At 72.5% G+C, this 18,472-nt stretch carries 17 protein-coding genes; 11 read left to right on the top strand and 6 right to left on the bottom strand.

Annotated features, from left to right (window positions below):
- Positions 1 to 37 precede the first annotated feature (37 nt).
- From CLV70_RS35070 to CLV70_RS35085, 4 genes are read left to right on the top strand one after another with little or no spacing between them, the layout of a single operon-like run.
- Entirely contained in the window at positions 38 to 712 is a 675-nt protein-coding gene (locus CLV70_RS35070; RefSeq protein ID WP_106130928.1) for a vWA domain-containing protein, read from the top strand.
- Complete coding sequence (locus CLV70_RS35075) at positions 702 to 1,817, top strand: protein phosphatase 2C domain-containing protein (protein WP_146164278.1); 1,116 nt, start codon at positions 702 to 704, stop codon at positions 1,815 to 1,817. Before CLV70_RS35070 ends, CLV70_RS35075 begins: the two co-directional genes overlap by 11 nt.
- Complete coding sequence (locus tag CLV70_RS35080) at positions 1,814 to 2,935, top strand: lipopolysaccharide kinase InaA family protein (protein ID WP_146164279.1); 1,122 nt, start codon at positions 1,814 to 1,816, stop codon at positions 2,933 to 2,935. Before CLV70_RS35075 ends, CLV70_RS35080 begins: the two co-directional genes overlap by 4 nt.
- Positions 2,936 to 2,971: 36 nt before the next feature.
- Complete coding sequence (locus tag CLV70_RS35085) at positions 2,972 to 3,655, top strand: Crp/Fnr family transcriptional regulator (RefSeq protein ID WP_106130931.1); 684 nt, start codon at positions 2,972 to 2,974, stop codon at positions 3,653 to 3,655.
- Here the strand turns inward: CLV70_RS35085 and CLV70_RS35090 are convergent.
- Positions 3,652 to 5,163: a hypothetical protein gene (locus CLV70_RS35090; RefSeq protein ID WP_146164280.1), complete on the bottom strand. Its 1,512-nt coding sequence runs from the start codon at positions 5,161 to 5,163 to the stop codon at positions 3,652 to 3,654. The two genes, CLV70_RS35085 and CLV70_RS35090, sit on opposite strands and share 4 nt — an antisense overlap.
- A gap of 110 nt (positions 5,164 to 5,273) precedes the next feature.
- Positions 5,274 to 6,236 (bottom strand): phage tail protein, encoded by a 963-nt coding sequence (locus CLV70_RS35095; protein WP_146164281.1) that lies wholly within the window; start codon positions 6,234 to 6,236, stop codon positions 5,274 to 5,276.
- Positions 6,237 to 6,469: 233 nt separating this feature from the next.
- Here CLV70_RS35095 and CLV70_RS35100 point away from each other — a divergent pair, with 233 nt between their 5' ends.
- Positions 6,470 to 8,512 (top strand): sensor histidine kinase, encoded by a 2,043-nt coding sequence (locus CLV70_RS35100; protein ID WP_106130934.1) that lies wholly within the window; start codon positions 6,470 to 6,472, stop codon positions 8,510 to 8,512.
- 32 nt (positions 8,513 to 8,544) lie between these two features.
- A complete protein-coding gene (locus CLV70_RS35105; protein WP_106130935.1) occupies positions 8,545 to 9,801 on the top strand; it encodes a PP2C family protein-serine/threonine phosphatase in 1,257 nt (418 codons plus the stop codon).
- Between the two features lies 1 nt (position 9,802).
- Here the strand turns inward: CLV70_RS35105 and CLV70_RS35110 are convergent, their stop codons facing one another.
- The gene (locus CLV70_RS35110) at positions 9,803 to 10,150 is read right to left on the bottom strand and encodes an STAS domain-containing protein (RefSeq protein WP_106130936.1); all 348 of its coding nucleotides are present in this window, start codon (positions 10,148 to 10,150) and stop codon (positions 9,803 to 9,805) included.
- A gap of 151 nt (positions 10,151 to 10,301) precedes the next feature.
- Here CLV70_RS35110 and CLV70_RS35115 point away from each other — a divergent pair, with 151 nt between their 5' ends.
- Entirely contained in the window at positions 10,302 to 10,709 is a 408-nt protein-coding gene (locus CLV70_RS35115; RefSeq protein ID WP_106130937.1) for an ATP-binding protein, read from the top strand.
- A complete protein-coding gene (locus CLV70_RS35120) occupies positions 10,709 to 11,227 on the top strand; it encodes a GNAT family N-acetyltransferase (protein ID WP_106130938.1) in 519 nt (172 codons plus the stop codon). Before CLV70_RS35115 ends, CLV70_RS35120 begins: the two co-directional genes overlap by 1 nt.
- Here CLV70_RS35120 and CLV70_RS35125 read toward each other — a convergent pair.
- Together CLV70_RS35125 and CLV70_RS35130 are read right to left on the bottom strand one after the other, a co-directional pair.
- A complete protein-coding gene (locus tag CLV70_RS35125; protein ID WP_106130939.1) occupies positions 11,224 to 12,117 on the bottom strand; it encodes an expansin EXLX1 family cellulose-binding protein in 894 nt (297 codons plus the stop codon). The two genes, CLV70_RS35120 and CLV70_RS35125, sit on opposite strands and share 4 nt — an antisense overlap.
- Before the next feature lie 43 nt (positions 12,118 to 12,160).
- A complete protein-coding gene (locus CLV70_RS35130; protein ID WP_106130940.1) occupies positions 12,161 to 12,940 on the bottom strand; it encodes an MOSC domain-containing protein in 780 nt (259 codons plus the stop codon).
- A 125-nt stretch (positions 12,941 to 13,065) separates the two neighbouring features.
- Here CLV70_RS35130 and CLV70_RS35135 point away from each other — a divergent pair, with 125 nt between their 5' ends.
- Both CLV70_RS35135 and CLV70_RS35140 read left to right on the top strand, forming a co-directional pair.
- The gene (locus CLV70_RS35135) at positions 13,066 to 13,473 is read left to right on the top strand and encodes a YciI family protein (protein WP_106130941.1); all 408 of its coding nucleotides are present in this window, start codon (positions 13,066 to 13,068) and stop codon (positions 13,471 to 13,473) included.
- 7 nt (positions 13,474 to 13,480) lie between these two features.
- Entirely contained in the window at positions 13,481 to 14,614 is a 1,134-nt protein-coding gene (locus CLV70_RS35140; RefSeq protein ID WP_106130942.1) for an RNA polymerase sigma factor, read from the top strand.
- An 86-nt stretch (positions 14,615 to 14,700) separates the two neighbouring features.
- Here CLV70_RS35140 and CLV70_RS35145 read toward each other — a convergent pair whose 3' ends face one another.
- A complete protein-coding gene (locus CLV70_RS35145) occupies positions 14,701 to 17,307 on the bottom strand; it encodes a hypothetical protein (RefSeq protein ID WP_146164282.1) in 2,607 nt (868 codons plus the stop codon).
- 316 nt (positions 17,308 to 17,623) lie between these two features.
- Between CLV70_RS35145 and CLV70_RS35150 the strand changes: the two genes are divergently transcribed.
- On the top strand, positions 17,624 to 18,469 hold the full coding sequence (locus tag CLV70_RS35150; RefSeq protein WP_106130944.1) for a MurR/RpiR family transcriptional regulator: 846 nt from the start codon (positions 17,624 to 17,626) through the stop codon (positions 18,467 to 18,469).
- Positions 18,470 to 18,472: the final 3 nt, after the last annotated feature.

An 18,472-nucleotide genomic window follows, 5' to 3' on the forward strand; every position in this document is an offset into this window, starting at 1 on the left:
CGTCCGGCCCGCGTGCCGGAGAGAGCGAGTTGGCAAGATGGCGGAGAACACCGGGAATCTGCTCCCGGTCTACATGGTGGCCGACGAGTCGTTCTCGATGAACGACTACATCGACAACCTCAACGACGGGCTCGCTCAGCTCCACGACGCCCTGCTCGGCGAGCCGATGGCCGCCGCCAAGGTCCGGTTCACCATCCTCGGCTTCTCCGACGACGTGCAGCTGCGGCTGGCGATGGCCGACCTGCGGCGAGAGAACAAGCTGCCCCAGCTGGTGGCGCGCAGCCGCACGGCGTACGGGAAGGTCTTCGAGGATCTGCGGGCCCGGATCCCGTCGGACGTGGCGTCGCTGAAGGGGCAGGGCTACACCGTGCACCGCCCGGCCGTGTTCTTCCTGAGCGACGGCCAGCCCACCGACGGCGACGGCTGGCGGGCCACCCGGGACCAGCTGGTCGACCAGAACGTCACCCGGGCCGCGCCCAACATCATCGCCTGCGGCATCGGCGACGTGAAGCCGCAGACCATGCTGGACGTGGCGACCAAGCCGGAGTACGCGTTCGTCTCCACCGGGGCGGACCTGGGTGCGGAGATCGCCAAGTTCTGCGCCGCGCTGACCAAGAGCATCGTGAAGTCCGGCCGCACCATCGGGTCCGGGCAGCCCGAGCTGGTGGTGGAGCGGCCGCAGAACTTCAAGATGGCGATCGATGTGGTCTGACCCGATGATCGAGGCCTTCCGCCAGGCGTACCAGTGGTTCTTCAACGGTGACCCGCCGCCCGCGCAGCCGAAGGACCCGCACGAGCGGTTCGTGCCGGCCAACGGCGGCGTCTATCAGAGCCGGAATGCCGCGGCCGGCCCCCCGCCGCAACGGCAGGCGCCGCCGCAGGGCGCTCCGCCGCAGGCCGCTCTGCCGCGGACCGCTCCGCCGGAGGAGCCGCCGCCGCGCGAGCGTGACCCGTGGGATCCGCCGGTCGTGGGCCGCCCGGTGGGGACGTTCGCGCCGCGGCCGTCGACGGCCGCGGCCTACCGCCCGGACTACGTCGCCGACGGCTGGGCCACGCCCCGGTTCGTCGTCCGGGCCGCCTCGGTGCGCGGCTATTCGCACCGGAACACCGGCGAGCCCCGGCAGGACGACGTCGCGGTCGCCTGGCACGAGCCGACCGGCGCCGTGCTGTTCGCCGTGGCCGACGGCGTGTCCGACGCCCCGCTCTCGCACATCGGCGCCACGTCGGCGTGCCGGGCGGCGATCGGCGCCATGACGGCCGGCCTGGACGGGGGCGACGGCCGGGTGGACTGGGACGGGCTGCTCAGGGGCGCCGCGTGGCAGCTCTGCGAGCAGGCGCGGCTGTCGCTCGGGCTGCCCGAGATCGACCGGGAGGCGGCGGAGCGGCACATGGCCACCACGCTGGTCGCGGGCCTGGTGCGGCCGGGGCCGGACGGCCCGATGGTGGAGCTGGTCCAGGTCGGCGACTCGAGCGCGTGGATCCTGAACACCCGGGTCCCGCGGTACCAGTGCCTCACCCCGACCAAGTTCCGGGTCGGCGACGAGGTCTTCACGAACGCGGTGGTGGCCCTGCCCCGGGTGCCGGCGGTCGAGGTGCGGCACGGGACGATGTCGCGCGACGAGGTCCTGCTGGTCGGCACGGACGGGTTCGGCGACCCGCTCGGCGACGGCGACAACCTGGTCGGCGACCACTTCTCGGACGCGCTGCGCACGGTGCCGCCGGTGCTGAAGTTCGCCAACGACCTGGACTTCTCGCGGGAGACGTGGGACGACGACCGGACCCTGTTCGCGCTGTGGCCGTACGGGATCAGGGGTTGACCGCCGTGTCCGCGGCCCCCGAGGTGGACCGGAGCGTGCTGGGAGCGCTGCGCCGGGTGGGCGACGGCGGGCAGGGCATCGTCTACCTCACCGACAAGGTACGGATCAACCGGACGTGGGAGGCGGCGTACAAGGAGTATCTCGCGGACACCACGTTCGACCCGGACGTGCTGCGCCGGATGGTCGCCTTCGTGCCCGAACTGGACGAGGGCAGCGGCCGCTGGCTGTGCGACACCACGGCGTGGCCGGCGGCGCTCGTGCTCTCCGGCGGGCGGGTGACGGGCTTCCTGATGCGGCGGGTGCCCGACCGGTTCCGGATGCCGTGGGGTGACGGGGGCGCCGACGTGCCGGCCGCCCTGCAGTATCTGCTCAACCCGCAGGCGTACCTGAACCGCAAGAACATCGGCCTCGACGACCGCACCCGGCTGCGCCTGCTGGAGGCGATCGCGGACGTCATGGCGCGGCTGCACAGCCTCGGCGTCGTGATCGGCGACCTGTCCCCGAACAACCTGCTCGTCGACCTGGCCGATCCGGCCTGCTTCCTCATCGACTGCGACGGCATGCGGCTGCGCGACCGGGACGTCGTGCACCAGGTGGAGACCCCGGAGTGGCAGGTGCCCCGGCCGGGGTACGAGCCCATCGCGACGAAGGCGTCCGACTCGTACAAGTTCGGGCTGCTCGCCGCCCGGCTCTTCGCGCAGGACCAGATGGGACAGGACGTCTCCGTGCTGGCCGGCGTCTCCCCGGAGCTGGGCGTGCTGGCCCGGCGCAGCCTCGACGCCGACTCGACCACGCGCCCGTCGCTCGGCGACTGGCGGGGCGCGCTGGGCAGGGCGCTCGCCGCCCCGGCCCCGCCGACCCCGCCGCCGAGACCCCGCCGGACCCAGGCCCGGGGATCGACCGCATCGTCGCGTACGGTCGCATCGCCGCGCCGGGGCACGCCGCGGCCCGGGGCCGCCACCGCCCAGGCCTCCCCACCCGCGGCCGCGGCCCGCGCCCCGCAGCGCAAGCCCGAGGAGGAGCACCCGGTCTTCTACGTGGTGCTCGGCGTCGCCATGATCGTCTTTGTTCTGGGCTGTGTCGTGGGATCGATCGTCTTCGTCGCGAACCTCTTCTGAGGGACCCCCGCTTGGTTACGGAACTACGATGAATGCATGACGCTCGGTCACCCCCGGGAGCCGTTCTGGTACGCACTCCGCGACTACCAGCGTGCGGCGCTGACCCGGATGGGAACGATGCGCTACTACCACCCCGGCGACGTGCTGGTCCGTGAGCAGGACCGCTCCGACTTCGCCTTCGTGCTGCTGGACGGCTGCGTGAAGGTGTCGGCGCTGGGACACCACGGCTACCAGGCGATCCTCGGGCTGCGCGACGCCGGCGAAGTCGTCGGCGAGCTGGCCGGGCTGGACGGCGGCCACCGGTCGGCGTCGCTGACCGCGATGACCGAGGTGGAGGCGCTCCAGCTGCCCGCCGCCTCGTTCGTGCCGTTCGTGCGGGCCGAGGCCGAGGTGGCGGCCATCCTGCGGCGTACGCTCTCCACCCGCCTCCGCGAGGCCGATCGCTCCCGGGCCGCGGCCGGCGCCGAGTCCGCCCAGCAACGGCTCGCCGCCCTGCTGCTGCACCTGGGCCGGCGCTACGGCAGCCCGGAGCCCGAGGGCGAGCTGGTCATCGAGCTGGCCCTGTCGCAACAGGACCTGGCCGGGCTGGTCCTCACCTCGCACCGCTCCCTGGGCCGCATCCTGTCGCTGTGGCGCCGCGACAACCTCGTCCTCACCGGCCGCAAACGCGTCGTGCTGGTGCGCCCGGCCGAGCTGGCGAAACTCGCCGACGGGAGCTAAATGTCCTGGTAGGCGACCTTGGGGTGGCCGTACCCGGGTCCCACCCGGTCCCAGACCTTCACGAACTGCTGCTTGGCCTTCGTGGAGGCCGCCGACTCCTTGTCGCCCTTGCGGCGGTCGGGGCCGTTGCGCACCGACTTGCGGCACCCCTTGTCCGCCAGCTTCAGCCCCCACCGGTGGTACGCGTCGTCCGCCGCCTTCGAGTGCTGGAAGGCGGCGGCCAGCCAGGTCTTCAGCACGTCGCCGTCGACCAGGGCGGTCACCTCCAGCGCCTTCGCCGCGGCGAGGGACCGCTGCCGGGACGACGACGCCGCGGCGAGGTCCGCCGCCGACGTCTTCAGGCGCTTGCACTTCGCGAGGTTGCCGACCGCGTTCTTCACCTCGGTCCGCACCGGCGCGGACGAGACCAGCAGGGCGGCGATCCGGTCGGCCTGCTCCTGCGGCCTGGACCGGCCGAGCTCGCCGACGGCGTCGGAGACGGTGTGCATCCAGGCCTGGATCTCGTCGGTGTGCGTCACGGTGTAGCCCAGGGCCAGCGGCAGGACGACCAGCCAGGCGACGGTGCGCCGGCGGAACCCGGTCAGGCGGCGACCGAAGCGGGTGAGGACGCCGGGCTGTCGCGGCACCGGCGGGACGAACGCGGGTGCCGGCGCGGGCGCGGATCGCGGGCGCGGCACAGCCACGGTCACGGGTGGCTTCGCCCGCAGTTGTTCCTCCCACTCGCGCAGGCCCGGCGGCTTGCGGGCGTTCGCCGACAGCGCCCGTACGGACAGGGAATGCACCCCCGGACCGGCCCGCCGCAGCGCGTCCGGTTCCGTGGTGCTCTGGTCGCCGGCGAACAGCCGTACGCAGAAGAGCGCGAACTTGTAGATGTCCCCGTCCTTCGTTCCGGACGCTCCCCCGGCCCGCACCTCCCAGTCCGTCGTCTCCACCTGAGGCAGGGCGGTCCGCCCGTGCAGCCGCATGGCGTCGCAGTCGATGAAGTGGCATCGCGGCGTGCCGGTCGCGCTGTAGAGCAGGTTGTTGGGCGACAGGTCGCCGACCGTGAGCCCGATCCGGTGGAAGAGCCGGATCGTCGCCGCGACGTCGGCCAGCAGCTCGAGCCGCAGCTTGTCGTCGATCGCGATGCCCACCCGGTCGAGGTAGTCGGGCGGGTTCAGCAGCAGCTGGGTCTGGCCCAGCCGGCGCTGCGGGCCGCTCATCAGGCGGATCGAGGTGTGGAACCGCTTCGGCACCAGAGCCATCGTGAACCCTGCCACCCGGCCGCCGTCGGTGACCGCGTCGCGGGGCCAGGCGGCCGCCGCGGTGAGCCGCTGCCGGTCGGCGCCGGAGAGCTTCCCGGGCAGCGCGATGAGGTCGTGCAGCACCGCCGTGTCCAGTTCGGCCAGCGCGTCCGCCGAGTAGGCCTTGTAGACCAGCGGCGGCTGCGAGCGCGGGAGGGCATACACCGTGCCCTGGCCGCCGGAGCCGAGTTCCTCACCCAGCGGGCCGAGGCTCCCCAGCGTCACCGAGCCCATCCGTGCTCACTCCCCTCCGGTGGCCCGCCGCGGACCGCCCCTCTGCGACGAGGAGATATCCGCGGGCGGGCCGGCGCCAGGTCATCTGGCGAACAGCGACGTCAGCGGGCCGGTCCCGGCGCACCGCGGGGGCGGCGGGACACCCGGTAGCCGACCCCCGCGGGCAGCGCGGACCGGATCACCCGGTCGAGGCCGTTCAGCGGCTCGTCGGTGTCGAGCAGCACGGTGACCGGTCCGGGCGGCTGCCGCACCGGCGTCTCGGGTACGGCCGACCACGTCGCCGAGCCCGGGTCGACGACCTGCACGCCGACGCCGTACCGCAGCGCGATGAGGTCGGCCAGGCCGCGGGCGGTGCCCCGGCGGCGGTAGCAACCCACCAGGCCGGAGACCAGGCGACGGCCGTGGCGGTCGTCGAGCAGCCGCGGAAGGTCCACGCCGAGGACCTCGTACATCCAGGCGAGCACGTCCGAGGGGGCGACGTCCGGGGACAGCAGCACCGGCAGCTCCTCCGCGAACGCGGCCACGGGCAGGGCGACCGCGTCGACCGCCTCGGCGATCAACCGGACCGGCGAGCCGGGGGCGGTGCGCCGCGCCGTCTCCCCGAGCACGCTGATCTCCTCCGGTGCCGCGGCCGTCCCCGCCGGGACCACGTCGCCGGGGGCCAGGTCGCGCACCGCTTCACTGACCGTCAGGCGTACGGCGGCAGCATCGCCCGCGGCCGGCGGGCGGGCGAGCTCCCGGGCGGTCGTCACGGCGTCGCCGTACCAGCCGGTGCCGTCGCGGTGGCACATGCCGACGTCCAGGCCGGCGCCCAGCCGGGGCGGTCCGGGCAGCCGGGCGGTGGCCTCCGCCAGCTCCCGCGCGAACTCGCGGGCCAGCCGGGCTGCCGCCGCGGCCGGTGCGACGATCAGCAGGCCGGTGCCGAAGCGGCCGTGCTCGGCCTCCCGCCAGTCCAGGCCGGCCCGGCGGAACGCCTCCGGGAGCACGGTGCGGGTGAACTCACCCCAGGGTGGGGGCGGGTCGCCGGCCGTGATCACCAGGGCCGCCCGGTACATGCCAGCCATGCCCCGATTCTGGCGTGGCGGGCCGATCGCGACACCATCCGTACGCATGGTCCTCACCGTCTGCTTCTCCGGGGTTACGGCCCTTCCCGGCGGAACCGTCTCCTGCGGACGGTTGCATGCCCCTCCGGCGCAGATGTGTCGTCTTTCGGACATCAACATCGGATTCTGAACCGCGGACGGCTTAACCGAGTACTAAATGGAGCGTTCCCATGCCCTGCCATCGATGAGGTCCCATGCGGAGAAAACCCCGGTCGATCCGATCGAAGATCATTCTGGCGCTCCTGGTGCCCGTCCTCGCCCTGATCACGCTGTGGACCCTCGACGTGCAGACGTCGTTCGCCGACGCCGCGGCGCTGCGTGACGGTTACAACACCCGGGACAACGTGGCCCTGCCGGCCGACCTGATGGTGGCGGCGTTGCAGGTGGAACGCAGCGGCTCGGTCCAGATGCTGGCGGCGGGAGACCGGGAGGCCGCCGCGCTGAGCGCGCAGCGGAAGGCGACCGACGCCGCCGTCGCCTCCTTCCGGGACCTGTCCCGGAAGTACCGGGGCAGCGGGATCTCCGCCGACATCACCCGGGCCAGGATCGCCGAGATGAACACGACCTTCGACTCGCTGGACCTGATCCGGGCCCAGATCGACGCCCGGAGCGTCACCGGCGACCAGGTGGTGACCGGCTTCACCGGCATCATCAACGTCGCCTTCAGCGTGACCACGTCGACCGCCTCCGCCGGCGATCCGCTGGTGGAGCGGGTCCTGCGGACGGCCGTGGCCCTGCGCCGGGCCGGGGAGCTGCTCCACCAGGAGGACGCCCTGCTCACCGGCGCGACGACCGCGGGCCGTTTCACCCCCGGGGAGTACAAGCTGCTCACCGAGGTCGTCGGCGCGTTGCGCTTCCAGCTGCCCACCGCCAGCTCCACGCTGCCGGCGCCCGACCAGGCCGCCTTCCGGAGCATGCTGGGCAGCCCGACCTTCACCGCCCTGCGGGCCGCCGAGGACCAGGTGATCGCGGCCGGCGGGGCCGCCGAGACGGTGCCGATCACGCAGGACGTCTGGAAGGCCATGTTCAACCCGGCCGTCCGGCAGTTCTACGGCTTCCTCGCCAACGGGTACGACAAGGCCCTCGAGTTCTCGCGGGCGGAACGCGACCGCATCGTCATCCGGTTCGGCATCACCGGCGTCCTGGGTCTGATCGCCATCCTGACCTCGCTGTTCCTGTCGATCCGCATCGGCGGCTCCGTGGTGCGGCGGCTGTCCGTGCTGCAGACCGCCGCCACCGACCTCGCCCATCGGCGGCTGCCCGAGACCGTGCAACGGCTGCGCGCCGGGGAACGCATCGACGTCGCCGCCCACACGCTGCGCCTGTCCCTGGGCAACGACGAGATCGCCCGGGTCGGCGCCGCCCTCGGCGAGGTGCAGCGGAGCGCGATCGAGTCCGCGGCGGGCGAGGCGGCGATGCGCTACGACATGAACAAGGTGCTGGTCAACATCGCGCGCCGCAACCAGTCGCTGATCGACCGGCAGCTCGAGGCCCTCGCCCGTACGCCCGGAGCGGACGCCGCCGGGGAGCGCCCGGCCGCCCGCGCCGAGCAGCTCGCCGTGCAGATGCGCCGCCACGCGGAGCACCTGGTGATCCTCGCGGGTTCGGCGCGGAGCCGGCGCGGGCTCGGCCCCGAACCGCTGGCCCGGATCATCGCCCGTACGGCGAACGAGGTGGAGCACGCCGAGCGGATCGAGTTCGGCCCCCTGGCGGAGGTCGAGGTGCCCGAGCCCGCCGTCACGGACATCGGCCACCTGCTCGCCGAGCTGCTGGAGAACGGCACCACCTTCTCCCCGCCCGACACCCCCGTACGCATCTCCGCACACCAGGTGGCCGAGGGCGTCGTGGTCGAGATCGAGGACCACGGCATCGGGATGTCGGCCTCCGCGCTGGAGGAGACGAACCGCAGGCTGACCCAGCCCCAGGAGTTCGACCCCGCCACGAGCGCCCGGCTGGGCCTGTTCGTGGTGGCGATCCTGGCCGCCCAGCGGGGCATCCGCGTCGTCCTGCGCCCCTCCGACGGGCAGGGCATCACCGCGACGGTCACCATCCCCGCCGAGCTCGCGGTGCCCCTGACCACGCCGGTGGCGCCGGTGACCGGCGCCTCCCTGCGGCCGGTGCCGGTCACCCGGCGGTCCGACGCGGCCAGGCTGGTGGGCATGGCCGGGCGCGCGGGCCGCGGATCGGCCGACCGCACCGCGGCGCCCCGGCACGCCGCGGAGGACCGGAACGTGTGACCGGGACCGGCGGCTTTTGTACGCTGGCAACGATGGAGAGCAATCACGGCGTCGTCCTCGCCGGCATCCTGGAGGCGGCGGAGAACGCCCCGCCCGTGGACGCGGTCGAGGCCGTCACCCGCGAGCTCGGCACCACCCTGAACGCCCGCACCGTGTCGTTCCTGATCGCCGACCTCAGCGGCCGGGCGCTGGTCCGACTGGCCCGCGTACCCCTCAACGGCTCGGCCGGGGACCGGCGGTCCGGCGAGGAGTCCGCCACCGTGCTGCCGTTCGACGGCGGTCCGGCCGAGCAGGCGCTACGCACCCAGACGGTGCAGGTCCTCGCCGTGCCCGGCGGCTGGACGGTGCTGGCCCCGGTGACCGATCGCGGCGAGGTGATCGGTCTGCTCGACCTGGACCTGCCGGAGGAGCCGGCACCGGAGGCGGTGCGGGAGATCACCCGTACGGCGCACGCGCTGGCCTTCGTGGTGATCGCCAACCGGCGGCACACCGACCTGTTCGAGTGGGGGCAGCGCACCACCCCGTACACGCTCTCCGCCGAGATCCAGCGCCGCCTGCTGCCCGGCTCGTTCACGTGCGAGGCCAGCGCGTTCACCCTCTCCGCCTGGCTGGAGCCGGCCGCCAGCATCGGCGGGGACACCTTCGACTACAGCCTCGCCCGCGACGTGCTGCACTTCAGCGTCACCGACGCGATGGGCCACGGGGTCGCCAGCGCGCTGACGGCCACCCTCGGCGTCGGCAGCCTGCGCAACAGCCGCCGCGGCGGGGCCGGCCTGGTGGAGCAGGCCGGCACCGCGAACGCCGCCCTGATCGAGCACGCCGTCGTGCCGGGCAGCTACGTCACCGCGGTGCTCGGCCGTCTCGACCTGAACACCGGGGTGTGCACGCTGCTCAACGCCGGGCACGTGCCGCCGCTGCTGATCCGCGACGGCGTCGCCCGGGACCTGCCGCTGCCCGGCAACTTCCCGCTGGGCATGTTCCCCGGCAGCACCTTCGAGACCGGGGAGCTCGCGCTGCGGCCGGGAGACCGCCTGGTGGTGATCACCGACGGCATGCGCGAGCGCAGGGCCGCCGGCCTCGACCTGACGGCACGACTGCGGAAGCTGACCGGCCTGCACCCGCGCGAGGCCGTACGGTCGCTCGCCGACGCCGTGCTCGAGGTCGCCGGGCCGGTCCTGGCCGACGACGCCACCCTGCTCATGCTCGACTGGTACAACGGGCACCACGAGGAACGGCGTACCGACGCCGGCGCCGACCAGGAACGCGCCAGCGCCCCGCTGCCCGGGTGAGCTATTCGCCGGCCAGCCCGGCCTCGGCCGCCGCCACGGTGTCGTAGACCTCGACGACCCGGTCGACCGACGTGATGGCGAAGACGCTCCGGACCGGCTGCTGCGGACCGGCGACGCACAGCCGCCCGCCGGCGTCCCGCACCGCCTTGAACGCCGTCACCAGGGCACCGAGCGCGCTCGAGTCCATGAAACCCACCGAGGTCAGGTCCACCACCACCCGGCGGTCCCCGGCGCCGATCAGCCGTTCCACGCCCTCGCGCAGCTGCGGGGAGGTCGCCATGTCGAGGTCACCCCGCACCTCGACCACGGTGCAGCCCCGGCCCGGCCGGGCCGCCACCAGCAGATCCACCCCGAACCTCCGTGTCTCGATGATCCGTCCACCCTATGCGGGCGGTGAGCGGGCCGCCGCCGTCAGGCACCATAATCGTTTTGAGGTGGCCGGGCCGGGGTAGAGCGGTCCCGTCCGGCACGGTCACGCCCGGCCCAGGAGGAGCAGCGGAGTGCACGTCACCCTGACGCTGTCGTTACCCCGGCAGCCGTCCACCGTGACCCGCGCCCGGCATGTCCTGGCCACGCTGCTGAGCCTCACGGACGCGGCGGAGGAGGTGCGCGGCCACCTCGCCGTCGTCATCTCGGAGGCCTGCGCCAACGCGGTGATCCACGCCGACCCCGACAGCACGGTCGACGTCACCATCGTGATCGACGACGACGAGTTCACGCTGGAGGTCGGCAACCGCGGCACCTCCCCGGACGGCGCCGGCCTCAAGGCGGGCCTGCCGGAACCCCTGACCGTCGGCGGGCGCGGCCTGCCGTTCATCGCGGCCCTCGCGGACCGCGCCGAGTTCGTGCCCGGCCCGCCGGGCGAGGTGCGCCTGCGCATGCACAAGAACCTCGCTGCGACCCCCTGATGGGACTCTCCTTCGCACTCGACCCGCCGGTGACCGCCGCCCTCCGGGACGAGGCCGTCGAGCTGTGGACCGCCGCGACCAACGCCGGCGGCGCGGTCGGCTTCGTCGCGCCCGTGACCGCCGACGACGTCCGGCCGGTCGCCGAGGAGACCTTCGCCGGGGTGACGGACGGGCCGGACCGGCTGCTGATCGGCACCGACGACGGGCGGCTGGTGGCGATGCTGTTCCTGGTCGACAACCGGTTCGCGCTCAAGGCGCACTGGCGGGTGCTCAAGCGGGTCATGGTGCTCCCGGGCAGCCAGGGACGCGGCTACGGCGCCGCGCTCATGCGGGAGGCGGCCGAGGCCGGTCGCCGGATGGGCCTGGCCGGGTTGCAGGTGACCGTACGCGACGGGCACGGGCTGGACGCCTTCTACGCCAAGCTCGGCTACCGACAGGTCGGCCGGCTCCCCGGGGCGCTGCGGGTGGCCGACGGGGACGACCGCGACGAGCTCGTCATGTGGCTCGACCTGCGCTAACAGGAGGGGGTGGGTGCCCCGGCCGCGAGCGCCAGGGTCGATTCCACCGCCGGCTCGGCCGCCACCGCCTGCTCCGGTGCTGCCTTCGCCGGCTTCTTCGCCACCTTCGCCGGCTTCTCCTGCGCCTTCTTCGTCGGCGCGGGCTTCGTCTTCACCGGGGCGGGCGGGCCGGCGGTGAAGCGTACGGAAGTCGTCTGCTTCTTCTCCGGTCGCAGTTTGATGTTCTTCGCCGTGGCGGTGTTGCCGTAGAGGTCGGTCATCCGGATCTGGAACGGCCCCGAACCGGTGCGCCGGTCGATGATCCAGAAGTTGTAGTCCGCGTGCGTGGCGGTCATCCAGTCGCCGCCGGGCCCCTTGGCCTTGACCGACTTGATCGGGTTCGCGTGGTTGTCGATCAGCACCGCCCACCAGTACTGCGACGACCCCTCGGCGAAGGTGATGCTGAGCGGCCCCGGCGTCGCGGCGTTCGGCACCGCCCGGTACGTGATCGGCACGACGCCCTGCGACTCGTTCGCGATCCTCTTGAACGCCGTACGGCTGAGGTCCAGCCAGCCGGGGGTGCACTCGGGGCACGAGTCGAACACCTTGACCCGGACCTTGCCCTTGGGGCCCGTCACGTCGAGGTAACTGCCACAGGCCAGCGCCCCGGAATACTCGGTGCGGCCCAGGGCCACGTACAGATCATCGGCCGGGGGTGTGAAGTTGCAGTTGCCCACCGTGCCCGCGAGGTCGTAGAACGTGGCCTTGCCCTTGTGCTTGGCGGCGCTGGGCGGGGCCGCGCAGGCGCCGCCGCCGTTCTGCAGGAGGAGCGCCACGCCGAGGACGCCGGCCAGGAGGACGGCGCCGCCGGTGGCGAGCCAGCGGGGACGCAGAAGGCGATGAACTGTCACGCTGAGGCATCCTCCGGGGCCGCCGGGCCCGCGGGCAACCCTCCTAAGACACGCTTAAGACAGCCTCCCCCACCCGGAGGACACCCGTCCCACCTGGGGTGATGTCGGGGAGAAGGTTGACGCCGAAGTGCAGGCCACCGTCGCGGTTGCGGAGCTGACCGAGCGTGTGCAGCGGTTCCCGGCCCGCCTCCCCGGTCTCCTGATCGATGGTCGTCACGACGCAGCGGCTGCACGGCCCGGCGACCCGGAACGTGACATCGCCCAGGCGCAGCCGCCCGCCGACCCACGCGTCCTCCGCCCACGGCTCGGCGCCCGCAACCACGACATTCGGACGAAACCGGCTCATCGGTACGTCCACCCGCAGCGCCCCCAGCGACGCCTCGGTCGTCAGCAGCACCGGATATCCGTCGGCGAGGCTGACCCAGTCGTCCGGGCGGTTGTCGTGCCGGATCGGCCGGGCCCGCGGATCGGCCAGCCACACCAGCCGCGCGTCGCGGCCCAGCAGCGCCGAGACGAAGCCGGTCGCGGCGGGGGCGAGGCGCGCGGGCAGCGGCGGCGTCGAGCTGAAGACCCGCACGGTGACCGGCGGACCGCCGACCGGCTCGTCCACCCTGAAGCCGTCGAGCTCCACGCCCCCGGGCCGCGGCACCGCGCGCAGGCCGGTCAGAGCCGGCGCCTCACGCTGGGTGATGCCGACCCCGTCGGGGTCGATCACCATCCACCGGCGGTCGCCGGCCAGGCCCCACGGTTCGACCCGCGCCACGTCGTGGTCCAGCCGATGACAACCCTTGACCGGGTACGTGTGCAGCGACGCGATCCGCATCCCGTCAGCCTCGCACGCCCGCCGGGAAAAATATCCTCGCCGGATGTCGAGAACCGGCGCGCGGCTCCGTCCCTCGCTGTGAACGCGGCCGACAATGGGGGCCGCATCGCAGCGAGGGGACCACCATGGCCAAGTACCTGTTGCTCAAGCACTACCGCGGCGCGCCCGAGGCGGTCAACGACGTGCCGATGGACAAGTGGACGCCGGAGGAGGTCACCGCCCACATCCGGTACATGCGCGACTTCGCGGCCCGGCTCGAGGAGACCGGCGAGTTCGTCGACGGCCAGGCGCTCTCCCCGGAGGGCACCTTCGTCCGGTACGACGGCGAGGGGCGCCCGCCGGTCACCGACGGGCCGTTCGCCGAGACCAAGGACCTCATCGCCGGCTGGATGGTGATCGACGTCGACACGTACGAGCGGGCGGTGGAACTGGCCGGCGAGCTGTCGGCGGCCCCGGGCGCGGGCGGCAAGCCGATCCACGAGTGGCTCGAGCTGCGCCCGTTCCTCACCGAGCCCCCGACCATCACGGAGTGACGCGCCGGTGGAGGAGGCATTGCTGAGGAGCCTCACCCCCGCCGTCATCGGCATCCTCGTCCGCCGCGGAGCTGACTTCGCGGCGGCCGAGGACGCCGTGCAGGACGCGCTGGTGGAGGCCGTACGCGTGTGGCCGGACGACCCGCCCCGCGACCCCAAGGGCTGGCTGGTGACCGCCGCCTGGCGGAAATTCCTCGACGCGGTCCGCGCCGACACGTCCCGCCGCGACCGCGAGATCCGCGCCGACGCCGAACCCCCGGGCGAACCCCTCGAGGTCGACGACACCCTCCAGCTGTACTTCCTGTGCGCCCACCCGTCCCTGACCCCGGCGTCGGCGGTCGCGCTCACCCTGCGGGCGGTCGGCGGCCTCACCACCCGCCAGATCGCCCGGGCGTACCTGGTGCCGGAGGCGACCATGGCCCAGCGCATCAGCCGCGCCAAGCGCACGATCGCCGGCGTCCGCCTCAACCAGCCCGCCGACGTGGCAACCGTGCTCCGCGTGCTCTACCTGGTCTTCAACGAGGGCTACTCGGGCGACGTCGACCTGGCAGCCGAGGCCATCCGGCTCACCCGCCAGCTCGCGGCCGGCATCCAGCACCCGGAGGTGGCCGGCCTGCTCGCCCTCATGCTGCTGCACCACGCCCGCCGCGACGCCCGCACCACCCCCGACGGCACCCTGATCCCCCTGGCCGACCAGGACCGCGACCGCTGGGACACCCACCTGATCGCCGAGGGCGTCCAGATCCTCCAGACGGCCCTGTCCCGCGACCGCCTCGGCGAATTCCAGGCCCAGGCCGCGATCGCCGCCCTGCACGCCGACGCCCGCACGACCGAGGAGACCGACTGGCTCCAGATCGTCGAATGGTACGACGAACTCGTACGCCTGACGGACAACCCGGTCGCCCGCCTGAACCGAGCGGTCGCGGTCGGCGAGGCGGACGGCCCCCGGGCAGGCCTGGCCGCCCTCCGCGACCTGGACCCGTCCCTCCCCCGCTACCCCGCGGTGGCCGCCCACCTCCACGAACGCGCCGGCAACCTCCCCACGGCGGCCCGCCTCTACGCGGAAGCGGCCCGAGCAGCCCACAGCCTCCCGGAACGCGACCACCTGACCCGCCAGGCGGCCCGCCTCAACGCCCCCTGATCTCCCACTCCCGACGAACCCCGTGGATCGGGATCATTCGCCCCTCCGGTGGGACGGCCGCGGTCCGCTGAGCACCCCGGCCGCGGCTATCGCGGCGATCGGGGTCGTGGCGGACTCGTCCGCACACGGGCGGCTCCGATCAGGGCGGGCAGCGGCGAACCCGATGCGGTGGACGCCGGCGCCTCACCGATCGTCATTCTTGCGGCCGCGGCGACCGCCGACCCGAGGTGCGCCGGGATGCGCGGTGCCTGAACCGGAACCTGGTAGTCGAGATGCTGCTCGGCGAGGTGAGACGACGGCTCGAACCGGAAGTATCTCTGCCCGCCGGCAGTGTGCTCAACGGCACCTGGCGGCACGGCCGGGCGACCGGTGCCCGCAACGAGGTCGGCGGCGAGAACCTCGACAGGAATACGCGCCTGGTCGGCCCACCTCCTACCGTCGAACAAGACGTCGTCGGGCTTGCGGTGGCCCGGCCTCTTCGGGTCTTCCTCCGACAAGTCACCGGCCGACGGCCGGTACACCATCGCCCGGACCTCGTCCACCGGGCGGCCGAGCAGGCTGGCACGCAGCAGAGCGAAGTCTCCCGCGTCCGGGTTGTCCCGGTAACGCACCTCGATTGTTCCGGGCGGCACCGGTCGATCCGTCGCCTGCGCGTGGTCACCCCCGACGTCCCGCGAACCGACGTGGAGACTACGGGGACGTGGCTCGGCGATCGGTAGCGGAAACACGCTCGCAGGGTCTCGCAGAACCCTGGGCGATCCGGGTGCGAGCCCCGCTGCCACGGCAGTGACCGCTTCCGCGTATGCCGTGATGGCTTCGGCTGCCGCATTGATCCGGGATCGGCTCGCCGCCTCCAATCTGTCCCCGAGAGCGCCCCAGACCTCCACCGCCCTGGATCGCGCCTCGTGGTCGGGGGCAGCGGCGAGCGCGGCGTCTACCTGCGTCTTGCGAGAGGCTATCTCTTCCCGCAGACGCTGGACAGCGCTGCGGTCGGAGAGGCCCTCTTTGACGACGGCGACCATGGCAAGTGCCTGCATGTCGTTCGGATTTCTCTTGAGCGCCCCCTTCGCGCCCTGTTTGGAAAGACCGATCTCCCAGTCCAGCCCGGTCTGGGCCGACACCATCCGGGCAACATTGGAGACCCAGGTCATGAACTTGTCCGGCTCGGTGTCGCGGACCTTCGGGCTCATGGATCGGCCCGACATGTCGTTGAAGACCAGAACTCTGTACTCGGGGTCGTAGCGGACCTCGCCGCCGACCTGAAGGTGGTCGGACACGAACCGCTGCGCCTCGTCGAAACGCCCGCCGACGGTGGGATGGCCGAGCCCGTCGATCTGCTGGCCGATCTCCTTTCGCATGTCATCGTCGGACATGAGAACCCGTCGCACCCCGGGCAGGTTCAGGATCTGCGACAACCTCGACGGCGATGGGGAAGTGGCGTGGATATGAGCACCGAGTCCCAAACGTTCGAGCACCTGGATTTGTTGTTCGTGGGTGAGCTGCGGGCCCTGGACCTCGGATTCCGTGCCGCCGGGATTCTCCAGTTCCCTCTTCACCGTCGCACGGGCGGAAGCGAGCCGAGCCTGCTTGAACGATTCCCAGTCCTCCGGGAGGAGGAGCTTGGAGGCCTTCTCGGAGCCGAACCTCGGCAGGGCGTGGGCAGGCGTGACGATGAATTGCCACGGCACCCCCGGCCGGAGGGTGAAATGTTCGGCGTCGAGGTCTGTCAGCCTCATCCGCGCCGGGTTCATGCCGAGATCTGCCCCGACCGTGTCCGGCCTGGTCAGAGTCTGCGTTCCGCGCGGATCGCGCTCGACTGCCTTGATGCTCTCGGCCTGCACGGGAGTGCCGAACGCCGCCCGGTCGTCCGGAGCACGGCGCAGCAGGCCGAAGAGCTCCTCGTTGGTGAGCCGGGCGAGCTTGCGTAGTGAGGTGTCCACCTCCGTCCGGGCCTCGGCCCACCAGGAGACGAACCGGCTCGGGTCGCTGTGCAGCACCCGCAAGCCGTCGGACACCTGTTTCGCCACTCGGCGGGCATCCTCGTTCCGTTCCTCCAGGATCGGATCAACAAGGCCGAAACGCCTGCTCTCGTACAGACCCCGCTGGCTCGTCCGGGCATCGTAAGTCGTTGCGGACCCTTCCCAGGAACGCAATGCCTCGAGCAACGCTCCACGGGAATGCGGCAGACCGTGCGCGGCCGCATCAACCGCATCGCGCCTTGCCGCCCAGTCGGGTGGCAGATCGAACCGCTGGGTCTCGGCGCGCTCGCCCGTAACGGGGCCATCCGCCGCGACGGCATCGCGATTGAGGGGGTCGAGCCACAGCGTACGCAACCCGTCGATCTCTCCCAGGGATTCGACATCGCGGGTAACCCCGATCACGGTGGCGCCCGCGGCGCCGAGCGCGATCCAGAACCGCTCGTCGATGCTCCGGCCCTCGATGCTGTCCGCCAGGGTGAACGCTTCCGGACGCCCCCTCCGGAGGCGGCTGCCGGGGTCGGGTCCGATCAGCTGAACCGAGGACCCGGGGTACTGCCTCGTGAAGGCCGTGACGAGCTGCTCCACCAGCTCGCCGTGCAGGGCGGGCGCTGACCGGTCGGAGAGGGTGCCGCCGGCGGCAGTCGAAATGACGAACGGGTGCGGACCGGCGGTCAACCAGTCAGCGATCGACACCGTACGTCCTGCGGGTTCCATGATCAGCACTCCTTCGGCCGGCGAAAGCCGGACGCGGGAACTCATCGGCGGCCCGCGCAGGACGGCTCGCCGTCGCGCTCCTCCACGCATCCGGGCGCAGCAGACGATCCGGGCACCGGCTTAACGGCGTGAAGCCCGACGACCAACTCCGGGCGATGGGCGGCCGAAGCGATCGTGTACACGGCGATCGGCCACCGTTGGTCGTGTTACCGAGCGAGCCGGGAGCCGAATATCGATGTCAGCAACTTCCCGCGTCGGGGTGACTCATCTCCGAGGGCACTAGCGGTGTGAAAGTTTTTATGCATAGTCTTCTGGGGTGAATGACAGGGCGGTCAGGAGCGGCGGGCGGGTGCTTGACCTGGTGCAGGGGGCTCGGCTTACGCCTACTCAGCGCCGCATTGCGCATAGTTTGGTGCAGCATGGGCCTTCTGCGGCTTATTTGTCCGCTGCCGAGGTTGCCGAGCTGGCCGGGGTGAGTCAGCCGTCCGTGACCAGGTTCGCGATGGCGCTCGGTTATGCCGGCTATCCCGCTCTGCGGCGGGAGTTGCGGGCGCTCGCCAGTCCTCCGGATGCCGGTGGGGAGGGCGAGAATGCGATGCAGCGGGCCCTGCGGGCCGAGACCCGCCATCTCGAGCGGATGGCCGATGAGCTCGGGGAGCTGAGCGCCGTGGAGCGGGCTGCCGGGTTGTTGGCCGGGAGTCGGCCCTTGCCGGTGCTCGGGTTGCGGGCCGCGGGGGCTCTGGCCGGATATTTCGGGTACTTCGCGGCCAAGGTGCTGCCGGATGTGCGGGTGTTCGACGGGGGTGGGACCGCGCTGCTGGATCGGCTCGATCAGGTGGTGGCCGCGGGGGCGACGAGCATGCTGGCGATCGTGCTGCCGCGGTATCCGCGGGAAGCGCTCGAGGTCATCCGGGAGGCCCGGCGGCTGGGGCTGGCCCTGGTCGTGATCACCGACTCGGCGGTCAGCCCGGCCGCCGAGGCCGCCGACGTGGTGTTGCCCGCGCCGGTCGGCACCCAGCTCGTGTTCGACCTGCACACCGGGCCGATGGCGATGGCCATGGTGCTGCTGCAGGCCGTCTGCGACGCCGCGCCCGAGCCGGTGCAGCGCCGCCTGGAGGAGTTCGAGGCGACGGCCGCCCGCCGTCACATCTTCGAAGCGTGAAGG

The sequence above is a fragment of the Pseudosporangium ferrugineum genome, from assembly GCF_003002065.1.
GTDB lineage: Bacteria > Actinomycetota > Actinomycetes > Mycobacteriales > Micromonosporaceae > Actinoplanes > Actinoplanes ferrugineus_A.